This window comes from Streptomyces sichuanensis (assembly GCF_020328095.1).
Lineage (GTDB): Bacteria > Actinomycetota > Actinomycetes > Streptomycetales > Streptomycetaceae > Streptomyces > Streptomyces cinnamoneus.
In genome coordinates this window covers 120,132-136,439 of the sequence record NZ_JAIXMK010000016.1, presented here as the reverse complement: position 1 = coordinate 136,439, position 16,308 = coordinate 120,132, and the positions used below count along the sequence as shown (strand labels likewise).

14 protein-coding genes are annotated in these 16,308 nt (G+C 70.8%); 11 read left to right on the top strand and 3 right to left on the bottom strand.

Annotated elements, in window-relative coordinates; all coding sequences use genetic code 11:
- Nucleotides 1-53 precede the first annotated feature (53 nt).
- Entirely contained in the window at nucleotides 54-1,424 is a 1,371-nt protein-coding gene (locus LE181_RS08510; protein WP_225660605.1) for a condensation domain-containing protein, read from the bottom strand.
- Nucleotides 1,425-1,697: 273 nt separating this feature from the next.
- Here LE181_RS08510 and LE181_RS08505 point away from each other — a divergent pair, with 273 nt between their 5' ends.
- The 3 genes from LE181_RS08505 (at nucleotide 1,698) to LE181_RS08495 (ending at nucleotide 4,090) form a co-directional block, all read left to right on the top strand.
- Nucleotides 1,698-2,513, top strand: coding sequence for a class I SAM-dependent methyltransferase (locus LE181_RS08505; RefSeq protein WP_225660586.1), 816 nt, complete (start codon nucleotides 1,698-1,700; stop codon nucleotides 2,511-2,513).
- A gap of 66 nt (nucleotides 2,514-2,579) precedes the next feature.
- On the top strand, nucleotides 2,580-2,861 hold the full coding sequence (locus LE181_RS08500) for an acyl carrier protein (RefSeq protein ID WP_225660585.1): 282 nt from the start codon (nucleotides 2,580-2,582) through the stop codon (nucleotides 2,859-2,861).
- Entirely contained in the window at nucleotides 2,861-4,090 is a 1,230-nt protein-coding gene (locus LE181_RS08495; protein ID WP_225660584.1) for a beta-ketoacyl-[acyl-carrier-protein] synthase family protein, read from the top strand. Before LE181_RS08500 ends, LE181_RS08495 begins: the two co-directional genes overlap by 1 nt.
- On the opposite strand, the gene LE181_RS08490 is transcribed toward LE181_RS08495, so the two are convergent.
- Nucleotides 4,091-6,565, bottom strand: a complete 2,475-nt coding sequence (locus tag LE181_RS08490) for a helix-turn-helix domain-containing protein (RefSeq protein WP_225660583.1) — start codon at nucleotides 6,563-6,565, stop codon at nucleotides 4,091-4,093.
- A 163-nt stretch (nucleotides 6,566-6,728) separates the two neighbouring features.
- On the opposite strand from LE181_RS08490, the gene LE181_RS08485 reads away from it, so the two are divergent.
- From LE181_RS08485 to LE181_RS08475, 3 genes are all read left to right on the top strand, one after another.
- Entirely contained in the window at nucleotides 6,729-7,790 is a 1,062-nt protein-coding gene (locus LE181_RS08485) for an AfsR/SARP family transcriptional regulator (protein ID WP_225660582.1), read from the top strand.
- The gene (locus LE181_RS08480; protein WP_225660581.1) at nucleotides 7,787-8,503 is read left to right on the top strand and encodes a DUF6585 family protein; all 717 of its coding nucleotides are present in this window, start codon (nucleotides 7,787-7,789) and stop codon (nucleotides 8,501-8,503) included. The genes LE181_RS08485 and LE181_RS08480 overlap by 4 nt, the downstream gene beginning before the upstream one ends.
- 175 nt (nucleotides 8,504-8,678) lie before the next feature.
- Nucleotides 8,679-9,434: a PE-PPE domain-containing protein gene (locus tag LE181_RS08475; RefSeq protein WP_225660580.1), complete on the top strand. Its 756-nt coding sequence runs from the start codon at nucleotides 8,679-8,681 to the stop codon at nucleotides 9,432-9,434.
- A gap of 141 nt (nucleotides 9,435-9,575) precedes the next feature.
- Here LE181_RS08475 and LE181_RS08470 read toward each other — a convergent pair whose 3' ends face one another.
- Nucleotides 9,576-10,238: a MerR family transcriptional regulator gene (locus LE181_RS08470; protein WP_225660579.1), complete on the bottom strand. Its 663-nt coding sequence runs from the start codon at nucleotides 10,236-10,238 to the stop codon at nucleotides 9,576-9,578.
- Between the two features lie 129 nt (nucleotides 10,239-10,367).
- Here LE181_RS08470 and LE181_RS08465 point away from each other — a divergent pair, with 129 nt between their 5' ends.
- The 5 genes from LE181_RS08465 (at nucleotide 10,368) to LE181_RS08445 (ending at nucleotide 16,257) form a co-directional block, all read left to right on the top strand.
- On the top strand, nucleotides 10,368-11,693 hold the full coding sequence (locus tag LE181_RS08465) for a YhgE/Pip domain-containing protein (protein ID WP_225660578.1): 1,326 nt from the start codon (nucleotides 10,368-10,370) through the stop codon (nucleotides 11,691-11,693).
- A 553-nt stretch (nucleotides 11,694-12,246) separates the two neighbouring features.
- Nucleotides 12,247-13,485, top strand: coding sequence for an acyl-CoA dehydrogenase family protein (locus LE181_RS08460; RefSeq protein WP_225660577.1), 1,239 nt, complete (start codon nucleotides 12,247-12,249; stop codon nucleotides 13,483-13,485).
- A complete protein-coding gene (locus LE181_RS08455; protein ID WP_225660576.1) occupies nucleotides 13,472-14,371 on the top strand; it encodes a multinuclear nonheme iron-dependent oxidase in 900 nt (299 codons plus the stop codon). The genes LE181_RS08460 and LE181_RS08455 overlap by 14 nt, the downstream gene beginning before the upstream one ends.
- Nucleotides 14,368-15,216 carry a hypothetical protein gene (locus LE181_RS08450; protein WP_225660575.1) on the top strand — a complete coding sequence of 283 codons (849 nt, stop codon included), beginning with the start codon at nucleotides 14,368-14,370 and terminating at the stop codon, nucleotides 15,214-15,216. The genes LE181_RS08455 and LE181_RS08450 overlap by 4 nt, the downstream gene beginning before the upstream one ends.
- Nucleotides 15,217-15,246: 30 nt before the next feature.
- A complete protein-coding gene (locus tag LE181_RS08445) occupies nucleotides 15,247-16,257 on the top strand; it encodes a hypothetical protein (RefSeq protein ID WP_225660574.1) in 1,011 nt (336 codons plus the stop codon).
- Nucleotides 16,258-16,308: the final 51 nt, after the last annotated feature.

The window sequence follows — 16,308 nt, the reverse complement described above, 5'->3', positions numbered from 1 at the left end:
CCCGCCGTCCGGAGAGCGCCCGACCGTCAGACCGGTCCTGACCGCCCGTGCTGTCAGGACGCCGAACGAGGAGCCGCCGCCGCGGTGAGCATGATCTCCCTGACCCGGTCGAGGTACTTCGGCACACCCGTCGCGGCCTCCGGGGTGTCCGGCATGCTGACCACCACGTCGGCCCGGTCGGGGAACCAGTTGAACCACATCGACACGCCGCTGGCGTTGTCCGGGCCGGTCAGGACCGTCACGTTCGCGCGCAGGTAGTCGCAGGAGCCCGGAGCGGTCCGGCCGTCCACGTACGACACCATGGGAGGAATCGACGGGACCTCGCCGTCTTCGAGGAGCAGTTCGAGCGCGCGGTGCAGCGGCACGTCGTATCCCGCGCGGGCCCGCTGGAAGCCTTGCTGCGCGGCGTTGATCGCGCCGGCGAAGGTCGGTGAGGCGGGCAGCCGGAACAGCAGCGGCACCAGGTTGACCAGCCAGCCGTGCACCGGGAGCAGCCGAGGATAGGCCCTGGTCTGCACAGCCGTCAGCACGCGGTAGACGTCGTTGCCGGTGAACTCCCACTGGGCGAGAGCCAGCGCGGCGAACGCACCTGCCCCGAACCCCCCGCCGTGCCGGGCGCAATGAGCCCGGAACGCGCGTGCCTCGGCAGCCGTGAGCACCGGGTACTGGAGCCGCTTGCCGGGAAGCAGCGCGCCGGCGTCGTTGCCCAGGTCGACGGGGAAGGCGGGGAAGCCGCCGTCCCGCACGGTCAGGAACTCCGACCACGCGGCAAGCTCCGGAGCGCCTGCCGTCAGCGACGCGGAGCGCTTCCGCTCGCGGCGGTTGCAGTCCAGGTATCCGGGTACCGGCGGCAGACCGACCGGGGCGCCGCTGCAGGCCGCGTGGTACCGGGTGCGGATCTCGTCGAACAGCAGCGCCAGGGAGTGCCCGTCGGTGTAGGCGTGATCGATCGCGAAGTACACCGTGGACGCCGTGTCCCGTCGGATCACCCCGGCCAGCAGGCCCGGGCGGCCCGCCCAGGTCTGCTCGTCCATCCTCCGGTGCACGTAGGCGCGCACCTCGTCCGTGCTCGTGAGGTCCCCCACGCGCACCGGACGCACGGTGAGGGACTCGGGCGGCAGACGGAACCCCGCCAGGTCCTCGGCCTCCGGCTCGTACCAGGTGTGGAACGCCTCGTGGCGCCGCACGAGCCCCTGCCACGCCGCGCCGAGCGCATCGGGATCGGCCCGGCCCGGCAGGTCGAACACCATGGCCACCCAGGGCGACTGCCGTCGTCCGGCGGCGCGGTGGGCGGCCGCCAACCGCAGATGCGCCTGCTGGAAGTGGGACGCGGGCACGTCGTGCGGTACGGGCAACCGGTCGGTGACCGGCTCGAACTCGACCACTTCACCCGGCTCCGGCCGCCAGTCGAGGATCTGGGTCATACGCACGGCAGGTTCTCCTCGCCCGATTCTTGAATTCCCATGTCCACCGACCCGGAGACGCTCTCCCATTGGCGTCCCGGTACGGCTCACCGAAAATATCCGGCCGCGATGAAAGAAAGATGAAACAGGGATGTCTTCGCTGGTCGCGACCGTGAGGGCGGTGTCACGGGAAAGCAACCCACTTGTTGCCCGCCGAGGGCGCTGCTAGCGTCGGCGCCCGTCATTCGATCCGCACTGCGGTAATTCTCTGCCGCGCCGCCGGAGGGGCAATTCATGAACGCACGAACAGAAACCATAAAACCGTCCATGGACTACGCCGCGCTGCGTCGCGACCCGGAATACGCCGAGTTGAACCGCGCCCTGCTCGACCTGGTCCCGGTCGGCTCCGGGCCGGCCGTCCTCGACGTGGGGTGCGGGGACGGAGCCGTCAGCGAGCAACTGCTGCAGCGTGACCCGGCCATGTCCCTGGTCGGCGCCGATCCCGACGCGGACCTGCTCGACGCGGCACGGGCCCGCCTGGGCGACCGGGCCCGTTTCGTCCTGGGGGACGCGGCCTCCGTCTCCCGGCTGTTCCCGTCGGGCGCCTTCGACACCGTCGTGCTGGCCAACTGCGTCCATCTCGTTCCGGACCTCCCCGAGGCGCTCGACGCGATCGGGCAGGTCCTCGCCGAGGGCGGGCGCCTGGTGTTCAACTCGGCCTTCTACTCGGGCGCGGAGACGGCCGCCGACCTGCCGCTGTACGCCGAACTGGTCGGTACGGCCCGCCGCGTCGCCCGGATGCGCGGGCTCCCCCTCGCCCGGTCGGCCGCCGGCCGGCCCTCGGGGCTGCGCAGGAGTGCCGAGGACTACCGGGCCGCCCTCGACGCGGCCGGTTTCACCGGCGTCGTCACCACCGAGCGGGAGTTCACCCTCGGCCCGCGCTTCCTCGCCGCGTTGTGCTCGACCCCGATGTTCGCCGCCGCCGCACTGCCCGGCCTCGACCGGCACACCGCCGGGGAACTCCTCGCCGAGACGATGGCAGAACAGCACGAGCGCGCACCGTTCACCATCACGCGGCGCTGTGTGTACTTCTCCGCCGTCCGACCGTAAAGGGACGTAAAGGGCCGTAAAGGGCCGTCAAGAGCCATCAAGAGTCATCAGGAAAGGAAAAGCTTCATGACCGAGGTATTGAACGTCGTCACCCGAGCCATCATCGGTATCCGGCCGGACCTGGGCGAATCGCGCACGGCCATCACCCGCGAATCGGCCCTCTTCTACGCCGCCGATCCCGACCAGCCGGTGCTGGGGCTCGATTCCATGGAGGCGCTTGAGCTGATCGCCGTACTGGAGAAGGAATTCGGGGTCGAGCTGGCGGACACCGACATCAGGATCGGCGACCTCCGCACCGTCGGAGACGTGGTCGAGGCCATGTCCACGTCCACGTCGGGGACCGTGTGATGCACGAGGCGGCACGCCATCGCGTGCTGGTGACCGGCATCGGCGTCGAGTCGTGCGCGGGCGCCACACCGGACGCGTTATGGGACGCCCTGTCCACGGGACGGCCGGCGATCTCGGCACTGGAACTGGAAGAACCGCTGCCGTGCAAGGTCGGCGGCGTCGTCAAGGGGTTCGACCCCCGGGACCACATGTCCGTCCAGCAGGTCCGCCGCACCTCGCGCTTCCAGCAACTGCTGTTCGCCGCGGCGATGAAGGCGCGGGCGGACGCGGCGCTGCGCACGGCCCCCGGCGCGCTGTTCGTCGGCACCGGCGGCGGCGGGCTCGACGAGGCCGCCCGGCTCGTGACCACCCTGCGCCGGAGCGGCTGGTCCCAGATGAACCGGCTCGGCCTGCTCCGCCTGCTGCCCAACCAGGCCGCGGGGCTCATCGCCCAGGAACTGGACATCACCGGCCCGGTGCTCACCCTCTCGACCGCCTGCGCATCCTCGACGGACGCCATCGGAGCGGGCCTGCGCGCCGTGCGCGACGGCACCGCCGACGTGGTCCTCGTCGGCGGCGTGGAGAGCTGGCTGGACCTGCCCTGCCTGGCGTCGTTCTGCCTGCTGGACGCGCTCTCCCAGCGGCCCGCGGCGGAGGCGGCGAGCGCGTCCCGGCCGTTCGACCGCGACCGCGACGGTATGGTGCCGGCCGAAGGCGCCGCCGTGCTCGTGCTGGAGTCCGAGCGCTCCGCCCTGCGCCGCGGAGCGACCGTGCACGGCGAGGTGCTCGGCGCCGCATCCACCTGCGACGCCCACCACCCCCTGGCCCCCCGGACGGACGGCACCGTCGCGGCCAGGACGATCGAGCTGGCCTGCGCCGACGCCGGCCTCGACCCCGCGGCCGTGGACCTGGTCAGCGCACACGGGACGTCGACACCGCTCAACGACCGGGCCGAAACGGCCGCCATCAAGCGCGCGTTCGGCTCCCACGCACGACATGTGGCGATCACTGCGCCCAAATCGGTCATCGGTCACGCCTGCGGCGCGTGCGGGATCCTGGAGAGCGTCGGCGTGCTGCTCGCCATGCGCGAGAAGTACGTGCCGCCCACCGCCAACCTGCACCACCCCGATCCCGCCTGCGACTTGGACTACACGCCGCTCGTGGGCCGGAGCACCCCGATCAACGTCGCCGTCAAGCAGAACTTCGGATTCGGCGGCCAGAACTCGGCGGTGGTGTTCGGCACCGCTTGATCACCTGCCCCTCTCCGGCCGCCGGGGTGCTCGCGACGCCCGGTAGGTGCGGGCGAGGTGGTCCTGGAGGCGGGCGTGGCGGAACTGGTAGACCGCGCCCGCCTGGCGGAGGACGCCCCGCTCGTAGGCGTCCTCCAGGAAGCCGACGACGGACCAGGGCAAGCGGCCGGTCAGCGGCAGCCAGATCCGGGAGAAGACCACCCACTGACCCCAGGCCGTCAGACTGAGGGAATAGCTGAGGGCGCCGCAGAGCCCACTGATGAGGCCCATCTTGATCGAGGACACGGTGTTCCAGGCGATCGGCCCCAGGAGGGCCGGCAGGAAACGGATGGCCACCCCCGCCCCGAAGCCGACCAGGAGCCCGAACGTGGGGGCCCAGACGAGCAGCTGAGCCGTGACCGTGCGGCAGTTGCCGCGCAGCAGGCTGACCGGATTGATGGCCGACCGGATGTCGAGAGGCGTCTCAAGGAGGCCCAGCAGGCCGAAGGCCGGGCCGGCTGCCAGGGTGAACGCGAGACCGTAGACCATGCCGTCGTAGAGACCGGCGCGCAGGGCCATCGAAGGCCCGAGGTGAAGGGCGAAGCCGTCGTGGACTCCGCGGATGAATCCGTAGCCGAATCCGAAGACGAGCCCGACCACCAGTCCGATCACCAGCTGGCGGACGGCTCTCCGCACGGCCTTCCCGTCCCTGCCGCCCATCTTCATGCGCACGCCCGACGGCGCCACCGCCGTGTCCTTGGCCGCGACCATGAACCAGTACGTGACCCCGAACATGAGCCCGGCGATGGTTCCCACGGCCAGCGCGTCCGGGATCTGGAACCCGAGGGAGTCGAAGAGGCTGCCGACGCCACAGTCGACGAGCCCGGTGGTCAGCGCGATCAGCAGCGCGGTCACCAGCGTGCGCGTGGAGCGCCGCAGCCCCGAACCGAGCCGCCACCACTCCAGGTTGGGCGTGTCGAGACGGGTCAGGTGGTGGGCGAGGTAGCCGAGCCAGTACCGGGCGCGTTCGGGATCGACGTCGCGGCGCGGACCGCTGCCGGGGTGGTGTTCCGGCCGGGGGCGGTAGACGGTGGCGACGAAGTTGTCGAGGAGGTGCTCCTCCAGCTCCTCGGGACTGCCGAACCGCCGGGTGTCCAGGAGCGAGACCGGGTCGTGGCCGGGGGTGTCGCTGTAGACGGCGCGGGCGAGCGTCACCATCAGCGGGGTGGTGAGCACCGCGGCGAGGTTGGCGCCGGCCCGGCTGTGCGGCCGTTCGCCGTGCTCGCCAGACCCACGCTGCTCGCCGGGCCCACCGGGCCCGCCCTGTTCGCCCAGTTCGCTCAGGACGGGGTCCCAGGCGGTCCTCGCCGGGTCCCCGCCACGGGCCTTGCGCGTGGTGCGCGGCAGGTAGTCGGCCAGGTCGCCCAGGGTGAGATCGATCAGGCTCACCGCCGCGGCGGAGGTGAGCACGTCGGTCTCCGCCACCGCGGCGGCGTACTCGGACGGCCGGCTCGTCAGCACCAGGGGCAGCGTGGTGGCGTTGAGCGCCTCCAGCGCGGGACGGCGCAGACCGCCGGCGATCTCGTCGAAACCGTCCAGCACCGGGAGCACCCGGCCGCTCTCGACCAGCGCGGCGGCCAGGCTCGGACCGGCGGGTCCCGGGGCGGCGAGACCGGGATGGTCGCGCGTCAGCTGCCTCGCCAGCCAGTCCCGGAACGTGATGGCGGTCGGGTCCCACGAGCCGATGCTGAAGATCACCGGTACGGCGTGGGTGCGGGCCCTCGACTTCAGGTGGTCGAGGACGAACCGCACGGCGAGGATCGTCTTCCCCGACCCGGGCCGGCCGAGCACCACCAACCGCCCGGACGGGATCCGCCCGTACACGCCCACGATCTCGTCCAGACGCCCGCTCAGCTCCAGCGGACCGTGCCTGACCCCGGCGGGCAGCCGCCGGATGTTGGCCCAGTGGTCGGTCAGCTCCTCCGGAGCCGGCTGCCAGCGCAGCGGCAGCGGGTACGGATCGTGGACCTGCCGGTGCTCCTCCTCGCGCTGCCAGCGGGCGGCCACCGCCTGCGCGAGCTGCTCGCCGACGTCGGCCAGGGCTTCCTGGAGCACCGAACCCGGCCGCTCCGCGACCGGTCGGACGGGGCGGGCGTCCGGCCGGTGGTCGTGTTCGGTCGGGCCGTCGGGCCGGTCGCCGTGGCCGGCCGAGCCGTCCGGCGGGGCTCCCTTGTTGCTCGGCCCGTCCGCCCCGTCCCCGTCCGCGTGCCCGGGCCGGCGGACGGCGGCGGCCAGCAGCTCCTCACGGTCCTCGGGTGACAGGCCGAGCGCGTCGGCCAGCAGCCGCACCGTGGTCACCCGCGGGTCGGCGCGCTCGCCCGTCTCCAGCCCGCGGATGGTGCGCACGCCCACTCCCGCGCGTTCCGCCAAGGTCTCCTGGGTCATTCCCGCGTCGCGCCGCAGCCGCCGTAACAGCGCGCTGAACTCACTGGCCACAGGTCACGGCCTCCCCCTCGAATATGCGTTTCCCCAGGTGGGGGACTCTAGCGCGGCCACCGGCCGCATACGGCCGGTCTTTTGGCCTGTCCGCCGCCCCACCGCCGGGGCCAGCGTCGAGGGCAATCACCCGCAGGAAGCGGCCCGAAGCCCGGGAGCCACGATGCCGATCACCGCAGCCACCGCAGCCACAGCAACCACCGGCCAGCCGACCGTCCCCCCGCTCAGGCACCAGGAGCGCGAGGTGCTCTACGCGGTCGGCTGCGGCCTGAGAGACGACGAGATCGCCGCCGCCCTCGCCATCCCCGAGGACGCCGTGGCCGGACACCTCGCGAGGATCCTCGCCGTACTCGGACTCCGTGACCGGGCCGCCGCCATCGTCCACGCCTTCGACTGCGGCCTGGTCGCCCCCGGCCACGGCCCGCGCAGGCAGGCGCCGGGCCCCGCGCCACGGACCGCCGTCCGCCGGACGGCCGGGCCGAGGCTGCAGATCTCGGTGCTCGGACCGCTGCAGGCGTGGCGCGACGGGAGGCCCGTGGACCTGGGGCACCTGCGTCAGCAAGCCGTACTGGCGGCGCTGGCCCTGTGCCAGGGCCGGACGGTCAGTCAACAGGAGCTCCTCGACGGGGTGTGGGGGATGGAGCCACCGGTCACGAAAGTGGTGCCGGTGTACATCTACCGATTGCGCAAGGCCCTGCGCATCGGGGACAGTCCGGACTCGGTCATCGAGCGCGACCGGTGCGGCTACCGGCTGGCCCCCGGCGCGGTCACGGTGGACGTGGCGCGCATGGAGGAACTGGTCAGCACCGCCGGGAAGGCGGAGCGGGCGGGCGAACTGGCCGAGGCGGTCCGCGCGTGTTCGCGGGCTCTGGAACTGTTCCGCGGAGAGCTCCTGGCCGGCCTCCCCGGGCCGTTCGCCGAGCTGGAGCGGCTGCGGCTCGCCGAGCGCAGGATCGCCGTCGTACAGCGGAAGCTCCAGTGGCAGCTGCGGCTGGGCCGGCACGCCGAGGCGATCGCCGAGCTGTTCGCCCTGGCCGCGGAGCACCCCCTGAACGAGCCGGTCGCCGCGATGCTGATGCGCGCGCTGCACCGGAGCGGCCGGCCGGCCGACGCCCTGATCGTGTTCGAACGCACCCGCCGCCGACTGGCCGAAGAGCTGGGGGTACCGCCCAGCCGGATGCTGCGGCAGACGCACCACATGATCCTCACCGGAACGACGCCGTGACGGGACCGACGCCGCCCACGCCGGGCGAAGAGCTCCTGCTGGCGAAGATCTCGGCAGCGGCCGGCCGCGCGCACCTCGGCAAGCGGCGTGCCACCTACACGGCCGTCGCGTACACGGCCCCCGCGCAGGCCGTGCCGGTCAGGGGCCTCGGCTCGCTGCTGTCCTTCGTCCTGCACGGCAGGCCCTCCGCCCCGCAGACGGGCCGGGACGCGCGACTGGACCTGTACGAGCACGGAATGACGGTCGCCCTCAAGGGGCGGATCCACGTGGTCCGCTACGACACCACGTCCGTCTTCGAGGAGGGCGCCGCCAACCCGTACGACCTGGCCCGCGCCGGCACCGCCTGCACGGTCACCGCCGCCGACGGGAAGCGGATCACGCTGCACGCCGGGCCGGAGCGCAGCGACGTGGAGGAATGGTGGCCCGGCATCCGGCGGGCCGTCATCCACGCCCAGCTGCCCCGGGTGCTGGCCGCGCTCGCCGGGGGCGAGCGGGTCGCCTTCGGGGACGTCTGGCTGACGGGGGAGGGGGTCGGGTCCGCAGGGGTGTCCGCGCCGTGGCCGCAGGTGCAGGAGGTCGGGATCCGCAAGGGGGCCGTCGAGCTCGACGTCGCCGGGACACGGCACCGGCTGGGTCCCGCGGCGTCCGAGATCCCGAACCTCTTCGTCTTCTGCGCACTCGTGGAGCGCCTTCGCACCGGCGGCACCCGCTGACGTGCGCCGGTCCCGAGGACGTCCGCAGTACCGAGCGGGGCGCCGGCCCGCCGGCCCGCCGGCCCGCCGTTTCATCGTCATGTCACCGGCCATGGTTAACGTCGGGTCCGACCACGGCAGTTGAGTTCCACTGAGCACCGCTGATCACCGCCTCATGCGAAGGAGAAACAGAACGATGACCCTGGCCAGCAGATGGAAGAAGGCGATCGGCGCCGTCGGCGCGGTGGCGGCCATGGTGGCCGTCACCGCCATCGCCCCCACCGTCGCCCACGCCGACCCGGTGCACCACTACTACCTGGAGGTCGGCGGCACGGGTTCGGCGGCGCCCGCGCCCGACTGCACCAGCACCTTCGCCATCGCCAACAAGCACCTCAACGGCGGCATCCCCGTGCCGGTCTGCTACCCGGCGAGCGCCGGCCCGTGGCTCAACGGCCGCAACGTCCCCGACCCGACCGCACCGAGCTTCGACGCCAGCGTGCGCGAGGGGTACCGCAACCTGCTGGCCACCGCCCAGGAAACCCACCGCCGTGACCCCGCCGCCCGTCTCACGATCGTCGGCTACTCCCAAGGCGCGCACGTGGCCGACCTGGTGCTCCAGAAGATCGCCGAAGGCGACACCGGCATTCCCCGCTCGCAGGTGAACGGCATGCTCTACGCCGACCCCCTGCAGCCCGGCACCGGCATCTGGGCCCACCTGCCCAAGGGGTGGAGCGCCCTGGGGTTCACGTCCCCCGGCGCCGGCCCGGTGAAGTTCGACGGCATCCCGGTGCAACGCTTCTGCATCCGCACCGACGGGGTGTGCGACGCGACCTCGCTGCGATCCGTCGCCGGCTTCCTGAACCAGCACCCCAAGTACTGGCAGGAAGGCAACGTCATGGCGCAGACCATTGGCCACGACGGTGGTGACGGAGTCGTCTGGTACGACTCCTGATCCCTCCGCCGTGCGAGCCGCGCACACGGGGGCGCGGGGGACGGTCCGGCCGGTGCACGCTCCGGTCGGACCGTTCGTGTGCCGCCTGCCTCTCCTGCCTGCCCCCTGCCGGCTCTGCGGCCGGCAGGGGGCAGGAGGCCGTCACCCGGCGTCGGACTCCTCGAACGTCGCGCGGCGGCCGACCTGGTCCTCCTGGGCGAGCCGGCGCAGGAGTTCGAGCAGGGGGCCGGCCAGGGCCAGGACGATGACCGCCTGTTCGGCCAGAGCCGGCGAATCGTCGAAGGCGGCCGCGCGCTCCAGGTCCAGGCGGGCGACCGCATGGGCCAGTTCCGCGTAGGCCACGAGTCTTTCCGGCTGGTAGTTCATGTCGAGCCGCCGGAGCTCCCTCAGGGCGGCCGTCAGGCCCTGGACGTGCGGCGAGGTGGTGGGGACCTGCCAGTCCATGGCCGCGATCAGGTTCGCCACGTCCGTCTCCGCGGCCGATTCCGCCTCCGCCGCCTGGTCGGCGTCACCGGCCGGAGCCTGTGCGACGGGGACCGGCAGGGCGTAGCTGATCGCCTTGAGGGTGCCGTCGGTGCTGTCGGCCCGGTCGACCGCCGCCAGCACCTCGCGGGTGGCGGCGATGGACAGCCCGCCGAGCGTGGTCAGCGCCTTGATCAGCCGCAGCCGCTGGGCGTGCTCCTCCCCGTACTCGGCCAGCGTCGCCGCCGTCGCCCGGCCGGCCGGGAGCAGGCCCTCCCGCCGGAAGTACTTGATGCTGGCGACCGGCACACCGGTCGTGCGGCTGAGCTCCGAGATCTTCATGGCTTCCTCGACTGGTGGTGCGGCCGGGCGTCCGTCGGGCAACTGGACACCTCAACCCGATACTGTCACTATCTAGCTCCTGGATACCTTCAATATCTAGTTACGCAGCGTCATCGCACCGGAGCGTTCATGCCTTCCCCTCAGCCCTCCTCCGTACTCCGCAGCCCGCGGCTGTGGATCGGCACCGGACTCATCGTCGCAGTCATCTCCACCCTCTTCGCCCTGCTCTACGTCGGCGGCAACGTCAACCCCAAGGGCAACCTGCGCGACCTTCCCGTCGCCCTGGTCAACAGTGACAAGGGCGGCACCGACGCCGGCGGCAAGAAGATCAACCTCGGGGACCAGGTCGTCTCCGGGATCAAGAAGTCCGCCGAGGGCAACGACAGCTTCGACTGGCAGGTGCTCAGCCGCCAGGAGGCCGACAAGAAGCTGGGCCAGGGCAAGCTGTTCGGAGCCCTCGTCGTGCCGGAGAACTTCACCGCCACGGTGTCGGGGCTGACCAGCCCGCGGCAGGCGGAGGCCGTCCGGCCCACCATGACCGTGCTGACCAACCAGTCGGCCGGCAGCATCGGCTCCTCCATGGCCAGCCAGGCCAACCAGAAGGCCGCCCACGCCGCCTCCGCCCAGCTCGGCAAGGAGCTCCTCGGCCGCGCGAAGAGCCAGGGGGCCAAGCTCGCCCCGGCCGCCCAGCTGATGCTCGCCGACCCCGTGACCGTCCAGGTGGCCGACGGCCACCCGCTCGACTCGCACAGCGCCATGGGCCTGAGCGCCTTCTACTACGCGCTGGTCCTGGTCGTCTGCGGCATGCTCGGCGCCAACGCCATCAGCGCCCAGGTCGACACCGCACTGGGCTACGTGCACGCCGACTTCGGCCCCTTCCGCCAGCGCATGCCCCTGCGGCACACCAGCCGGGTGCGCACGCTGGCCATCGGCACCGTCCTCATGCTTGCCCTCTCCGTGGTCATGGGCTCCCTCGTCGAGGCCGCCACGGTCGGCATCCTCGGCATGGACGCCTCCCACCTGGGCCTGCTGTGGCTCTACTCCGTGGGCACCATCGCGGCCGTCGGCGTGAGCGCCCTGGCCCTGCTCGCCGTCTTCGGCACCCCCGGCATGGTGCTCTCGGCCATCATCTTCGTCGCCATGGCCGTCCCCTCCTCGGGAGCGACCGTGCCGCTGGAGGCGCTGCCCGGCTTCTTCCGCGCGCTCTCGGAATTCGAGCCGCTGCGGCAGATCACCGGTGGCGTGCGCGCCATCCTCTACTACGACGCACAGGCCGACGCCGGCCTGGCCCGTGCCTGGGTGGCCATGGGCCTCGCCCTGGTCACCGGCGCCCTCTTCGGCTTCGGCGTCACCCGCTTCTACGACCGCAAGGGCCTGCACCGTATCCCCCGCCCCGCTGAAGCGGCCGAGGACGCCGAGTCCGCCGACGAGGTGCCGGCGGCCGCGACGGCCTGATCGAAGGCCGACAGCACGAAGGAAGCCCCTGACCGGCGGGAAACCGCCCGGTCAGGGGCTTCCTTTTTGTTGCTCAGGGGCTGATTGGCCTCCTGTCAGGAATTCACGCGGAATCGCTTCCTCCGGCGGCCCCATTGCAGGTTAATGCCAATATTCGACGGGTGGACATGTCGGCGTTTGTCGGGCCATTGATCGACCAAAGGGGCCCAGGAAAACCTGGCCTGTCGATTTGACGTGGGGTAGCGTTCAGTTCCGAGCAAACGTCTCGCGGCGCCTTTCTTGTCCGTACGGGGGAGTGTGGGGAAACGTGAAGCTGCCTGGAGACCGGGCGAGTTGCAGGACCTCTGGCGAGCCGGAAAAGGGTGCTTGACGAGCCTGTTGGTTCGAGGAAATCGTCCCGCCGTGCCGAATTGAGACATGGCGATCCGGAACAGCGGAATCGGCCATGTCCTTTCGAAATCGAAGTGACAGCAAAGAGAACGCCAGACGCCAGGGCCTTCCCGTGTTTCGTGCGCCGCTCTTTCGTCGACTTTCTGTGCCTGGAGAGGGCCGCATGAAATTTTCGCCCCAAACGTATCGGGATCAATTCGTCGCAGCCTGCCTGTCCGGCCTGCCGGAGAGCGCAAAGGACTGGTTCCGGCGCCTGGACGACCTCGCGGACGGCCTGATCGCCGCCGAGGCCGCCGACGCCGACCGCACCGGTGAGCCACCGCTGCGGTCCCTCGAAGCGCTCGGTGACCTCGGGGCGCTGGGAATCCAGGTGCCCGAGGAGTACGGCGGGCTCGGCTTCGGTGACGCGGCGGCCTGCCTGGTCGTCGAACGGGTGGCACAGTGCTGCGCCTCCACCGCCGCCGTCCTGATGTTCCACTACCAGGTCGTCCGCCGGACCCTCTCGTTCGGCTCCGGTCCGTGGCGCGGCGACGACCTGCGGGGATTCGCCACCGGAACGCTCATCGGGGCGAGCGCCTGGACCGAGAAGGCCACGACGAAGAACAAGGAGAACCTGCAGACGCGGCTGTCCTCCCACGACTCCCGCAGCACCGCCGGCTCCCCCGGCGACCGGTTGTCGCTGGAGGGGGAGAAGACCTTCTGCACCGGCCTGTCCACCGCCGGCGTGGTGCACGTCCTCGCCGACACCCATCTGGACGGCGAACGGCAGGGCCCCACGTTCGTCCGGGTCGGCACCAAGGACCCTCGCGTCCGGATATCGGCCCCCTACCCGCTGCTCGGCCTCCGTGCGTCGGGCACGGCCTCGGTGGAGTTCGACGGCGTCGAACTCACGCGTGCGGACCTGGTGGGCGAGGCGGGCAGCGGCCGGCAGCTGATGGGCCGCAACCACGAGGTCTGCCTCAACCCCGGTCTGCTCGCCCTGGGCGCGGCCGCCGGGGCCTTCGAGGACGCCTGCCTGATGGCGACCGGGCGGCTGCCGGAGACACAGCCCCGCACCGGTGCCGAGCACGTGCGGGCCGCCCTGGCCGACACCCTGGTGCGCGTCGAGACGAGCTACGCCTACGCCGCCCTGGCCGTGGCGGGCAGCGGTCCGGGAGCGTCCCCGGTGACCTCCAGCAAGTTCAAGCTCCAGGCATCCGCGGCGGCGGAGGAGATCACCGCCGCCCTGCTGCACACGGTCGGCTCCCGCGGCTTCCTGGCGTCGTTCCCCCTGGAACGCCGCCTCCGGGACGCCAGGGCCACCGCCCTGATGGGCCCGTCCAACGAACTGATCCGGGACCGGATCACCGACCACCTGCTCACCACCGACGCTCTGCCGGAGGCGGAACATGACCAGCGCTGACCAGATGCGACGGCATCCACGGCCGGCCACCATCGGCGCGGGCTACCTGCACCACTGCATACCGGGCCACCAGAAGTACTTCGAGCGGCTGATGGAGCTCGACGCCCGGGTCGACATGGTCGAGTACCTCGCGGCGCACTTCGCCACCGACCCCGACTACCTGGGGGAGGTCAACGCCTCCACCGCCGGCCTGCCGTCGACGCTGCACAGCTACGAGTACATGCTCGGCTCCGTCGACGACCCCGACCCGGAGACCGTCCGCCGGCTGCAACGGATGGCGGAGGTCTCCAACTGCCTCTGGATCGGCGAGCACGTCGGCATGGTGGGCACCCGGGACACCTATACGGGAACGTTCATGCAGCCGATGGGTACCGACGAGCAGACCCAGGTGTTCATCGACAACCTGCGGGCCGCCAACGAGCAGTCGTCCGTTCCGCTGATCATCGAGAACCAGCCGATGCTGTTCAACCAGATCGGTCCGCGCAGCGTGTGCCAGCAGGTCGCCGACATCGCGGTCGGCGCGGACGCCGGCATCCTGCTCAGCCTCTCCAACCTCGTGATCTCCGACGACTACCACCCCGTCGACTGGGAGAGCGAACTGAGCCGCATCCCGCTGGACCGCGTCTGGCAGGTGCACCTCCCGCTCCCCAACGAGAAGGAACTCGCCGAGCCGGAATACGCCAGGTTCCGCAGGAACGAGAAATGGCACTTCTCCACCCTGGAGCGGCTCTTCAAGGAGAAGGACTTCCGGCCCTCCGTCGTGATCCTCGAAGTCGAGGCCAGCGGCACCCCGTCCCGCCCGGCGCCGGAGCGGACCAAGGAGCGCCTGGACTGGGTCCGCGAACTGATGGCTCCGCAATTCGAAGCAGAGGAGAAGGCGCGATGAGCCTGGCAGGACTCCAGCAACTGCTGACCCGTTCGGTGCGTGACGGCGACTTCCGTCGCTCCGTCCTGCGGCCGGACGGCCTGGAGCGGGCCGCCGCCGAACTCGGCCTCACCGAGGCGGAGAAGGCCCAGTTCGCGAGCATCGACCCGGACTACCTCGAAGGCGTCGCCACGCTCGTCATCAAGCAGCGCATCGTCCGCCGCGAAGCGGAGTTCGGGCTCTTCCTCAACGCGTTGTTCCGCTACACGCCGCGAGGGAAATTCTTCGAGGCGTACCACCAGGCGGTCTCCGTCGGGCAGTTCGGACGCATGGAGGAGCTCCGCCGCTTCGTCGACTTCTCCTTCGACTACGTCGTCGAGAGGTCGCTGCCGGAATACCTGGTGGACCTCCTCCGGTTCTGCAGCCACGTCTGCGAGCTGGCCGAGACCCCCAAGGCGTTCCCCGACGAGCCGGAGGGTGCCGTGCGGGCCAGCAGCACCCTGGTGCTGCGCAAGCCCTACGCCGTCGTCCAGTTCCGCTACGACATGCTGCGGCTCGCGAAGGAGGACGAGGAGTACGGCGCCGACCCGCAGCCCCGCCCCACGACGCTGCTGCTCCAGCGGGACTGGCGGCAGCCCAAGCGATCCCGCGCCTTCGACCTGAGCGACCACCCGCTCCTGGCGGCCCTGACCAGAGGGCCCCTGACGGTGCTGGACGCCGGAGGGGTGCTGCCCCACTTCACCCACGGGTTCGTCAAGGAACTCGTGGAGAGCCTGCACGACCGGCAGATCGTGCACCTGATGCTTCCCCCCGAGCTGGCGGCCTACGGCGGCGCCGACCCGGTGGGGACGACCGAGGAAACCTGACCCCAGGAGGTGAGGGACACCATCTCGCGCGTGTACGGAAAAGCCCATGGCTTGGTCGAGCTGCGTCCCGCAGCCCACCAGATCGCACAAGCGGAACGAAATGAGGAACCTTACATGAGCACCAACACCGTCGACCTCGACTTCGGCCCCGGCACCGTCGTGGCGAAGAACAAGGCGAACTTCGCGGACGACGACTTCGGTCCGGGTACCGTCGTGGCGAAGAACAAGGCGAACTTTGCCGATGACGACTTCGGTCCGGGCACGGTCGTGGCGAAGAACAAGGCGAACTTCGCGGACGATGACTTCGGTCCGGGTACCGTCGTGGCGAAGAACAAGGCGAACTTTGCCGATGACGACTTCGGTCCGGGCACGGTCGTGGCGAAGAACAAGGCGAACTTCGCGGACGATGACTTCGGTCCGGGTACCGTCGTGGCGAAGAACAAGGCGAACTTTGCCGATGACGACTTCGGTCCGGGCACGGTCGTGGCGAAGAACAAGGCGAACTTCGCGGACGATGACTTCGGTCCGGGTACCGTCGTGGCGAAGAACAAGGCGAACTTTGCCGATGACGACTTCGGTCCGGGCACGGTCGTGGCGAAGAACAAGGCGAACTTCGCGGACGATGACTTCGGTCCGGGTACCGTCGTGGCGAAGAACAAGGCGAACTTTGCCGATGACGACTTCGGTCCGGGCACGGTCGTGGCGAAGAACAAGGCGAACTTCGCGGACGATGACTTCGGTCCGGGCACGGTTGTCGCGAAGAACAAGGCGAACTTCGCGGATGACGACTTCGGTCCGGGCACGGTCGTTGCCAAGAACAAGGCGAACTTTGCCGATGACGACTTCGGTCCGGGCACGGTTGTCGCAAAGAACAAGGCGAACTTCGCGGACGACGACTTCGGTCCGGGCACGGTTGTCGCAAAGAACAAGGCGAACTTCGCGGACGTCGACTTCGGCCCCGGCACCGTCGTCGCCAAGAACAAGGCGAACTTCACCGACAGCGACTTCGAGATGCTGTCGCGTGAGCTGATCGCCGCCTGATGACCCGGTCGGCCCGGGGACGCCCCCGGGCCGACCGGCCATCCCCACTCG

Excerpts from the sequence above, each read along its gene's own strand:
- LE181_RS08450 (WP_225660575.1), top strand. The coding sequence starts at position 14,368 with ATGAGCCTGGCAGGACTCCAGCAACTGCTGACCCGTTCGGTGCGTGAC.
- LE181_RS08475 (WP_225660580.1), top strand. The coding sequence starts at position 8,679 with ATGACCCTGGCCAGCAGATGGAAGAAGGCGATCGGCGCCGTCGGCGCG.
- LE181_RS08495 (WP_225660584.1), top strand. The coding sequence starts at position 2,861 with ATGCACGAGGCGGCACGCCATCGCGTGCTGGTGACCGGCATCGGCGTC.
- LE181_RS08470 (WP_225660579.1), bottom strand. The coding sequence starts at position 10,238 with ATGAAGATCTCGGAGCTCAGCCGCACGACCGGTGTGCCGGTCGCCAGC.
- LE181_RS08455 (WP_225660576.1), top strand. The coding sequence starts at position 13,472 with ATGACCAGCGCTGACCAGATGCGACGGCATCCACGGCCGGCCACCATC.
- LE181_RS08510 (WP_225660605.1), bottom strand. The coding sequence starts at position 1,424 with ATGACCCAGATCCTCGACTGGCGGCCGGAGCCGGGTGAAGTGGTCGAG.
- LE181_RS08485 (WP_225660582.1), top strand. The coding sequence starts at position 6,729 with ATGCCGATCACCGCAGCCACCGCAGCCACAGCAACCACCGGCCAGCCG.
- LE181_RS08465 (WP_225660578.1), top strand. The coding sequence starts at position 10,368 with ATGCCTTCCCCTCAGCCCTCCTCCGTACTCCGCAGCCCGCGGCTGTGG.
- LE181_RS08505 (WP_225660586.1), top strand. The coding sequence starts at position 1,698 with ATGAACGCACGAACAGAAACCATAAAACCGTCCATGGACTACGCCGCG.
- LE181_RS08500 (WP_225660585.1), top strand. The coding sequence starts at position 2,580 with ATGACCGAGGTATTGAACGTCGTCACCCGAGCCATCATCGGTATCCGG.
- LE181_RS08460 (WP_225660577.1), top strand. The coding sequence starts at position 12,247 with ATGAAATTTTCGCCCCAAACGTATCGGGATCAATTCGTCGCAGCCTGC.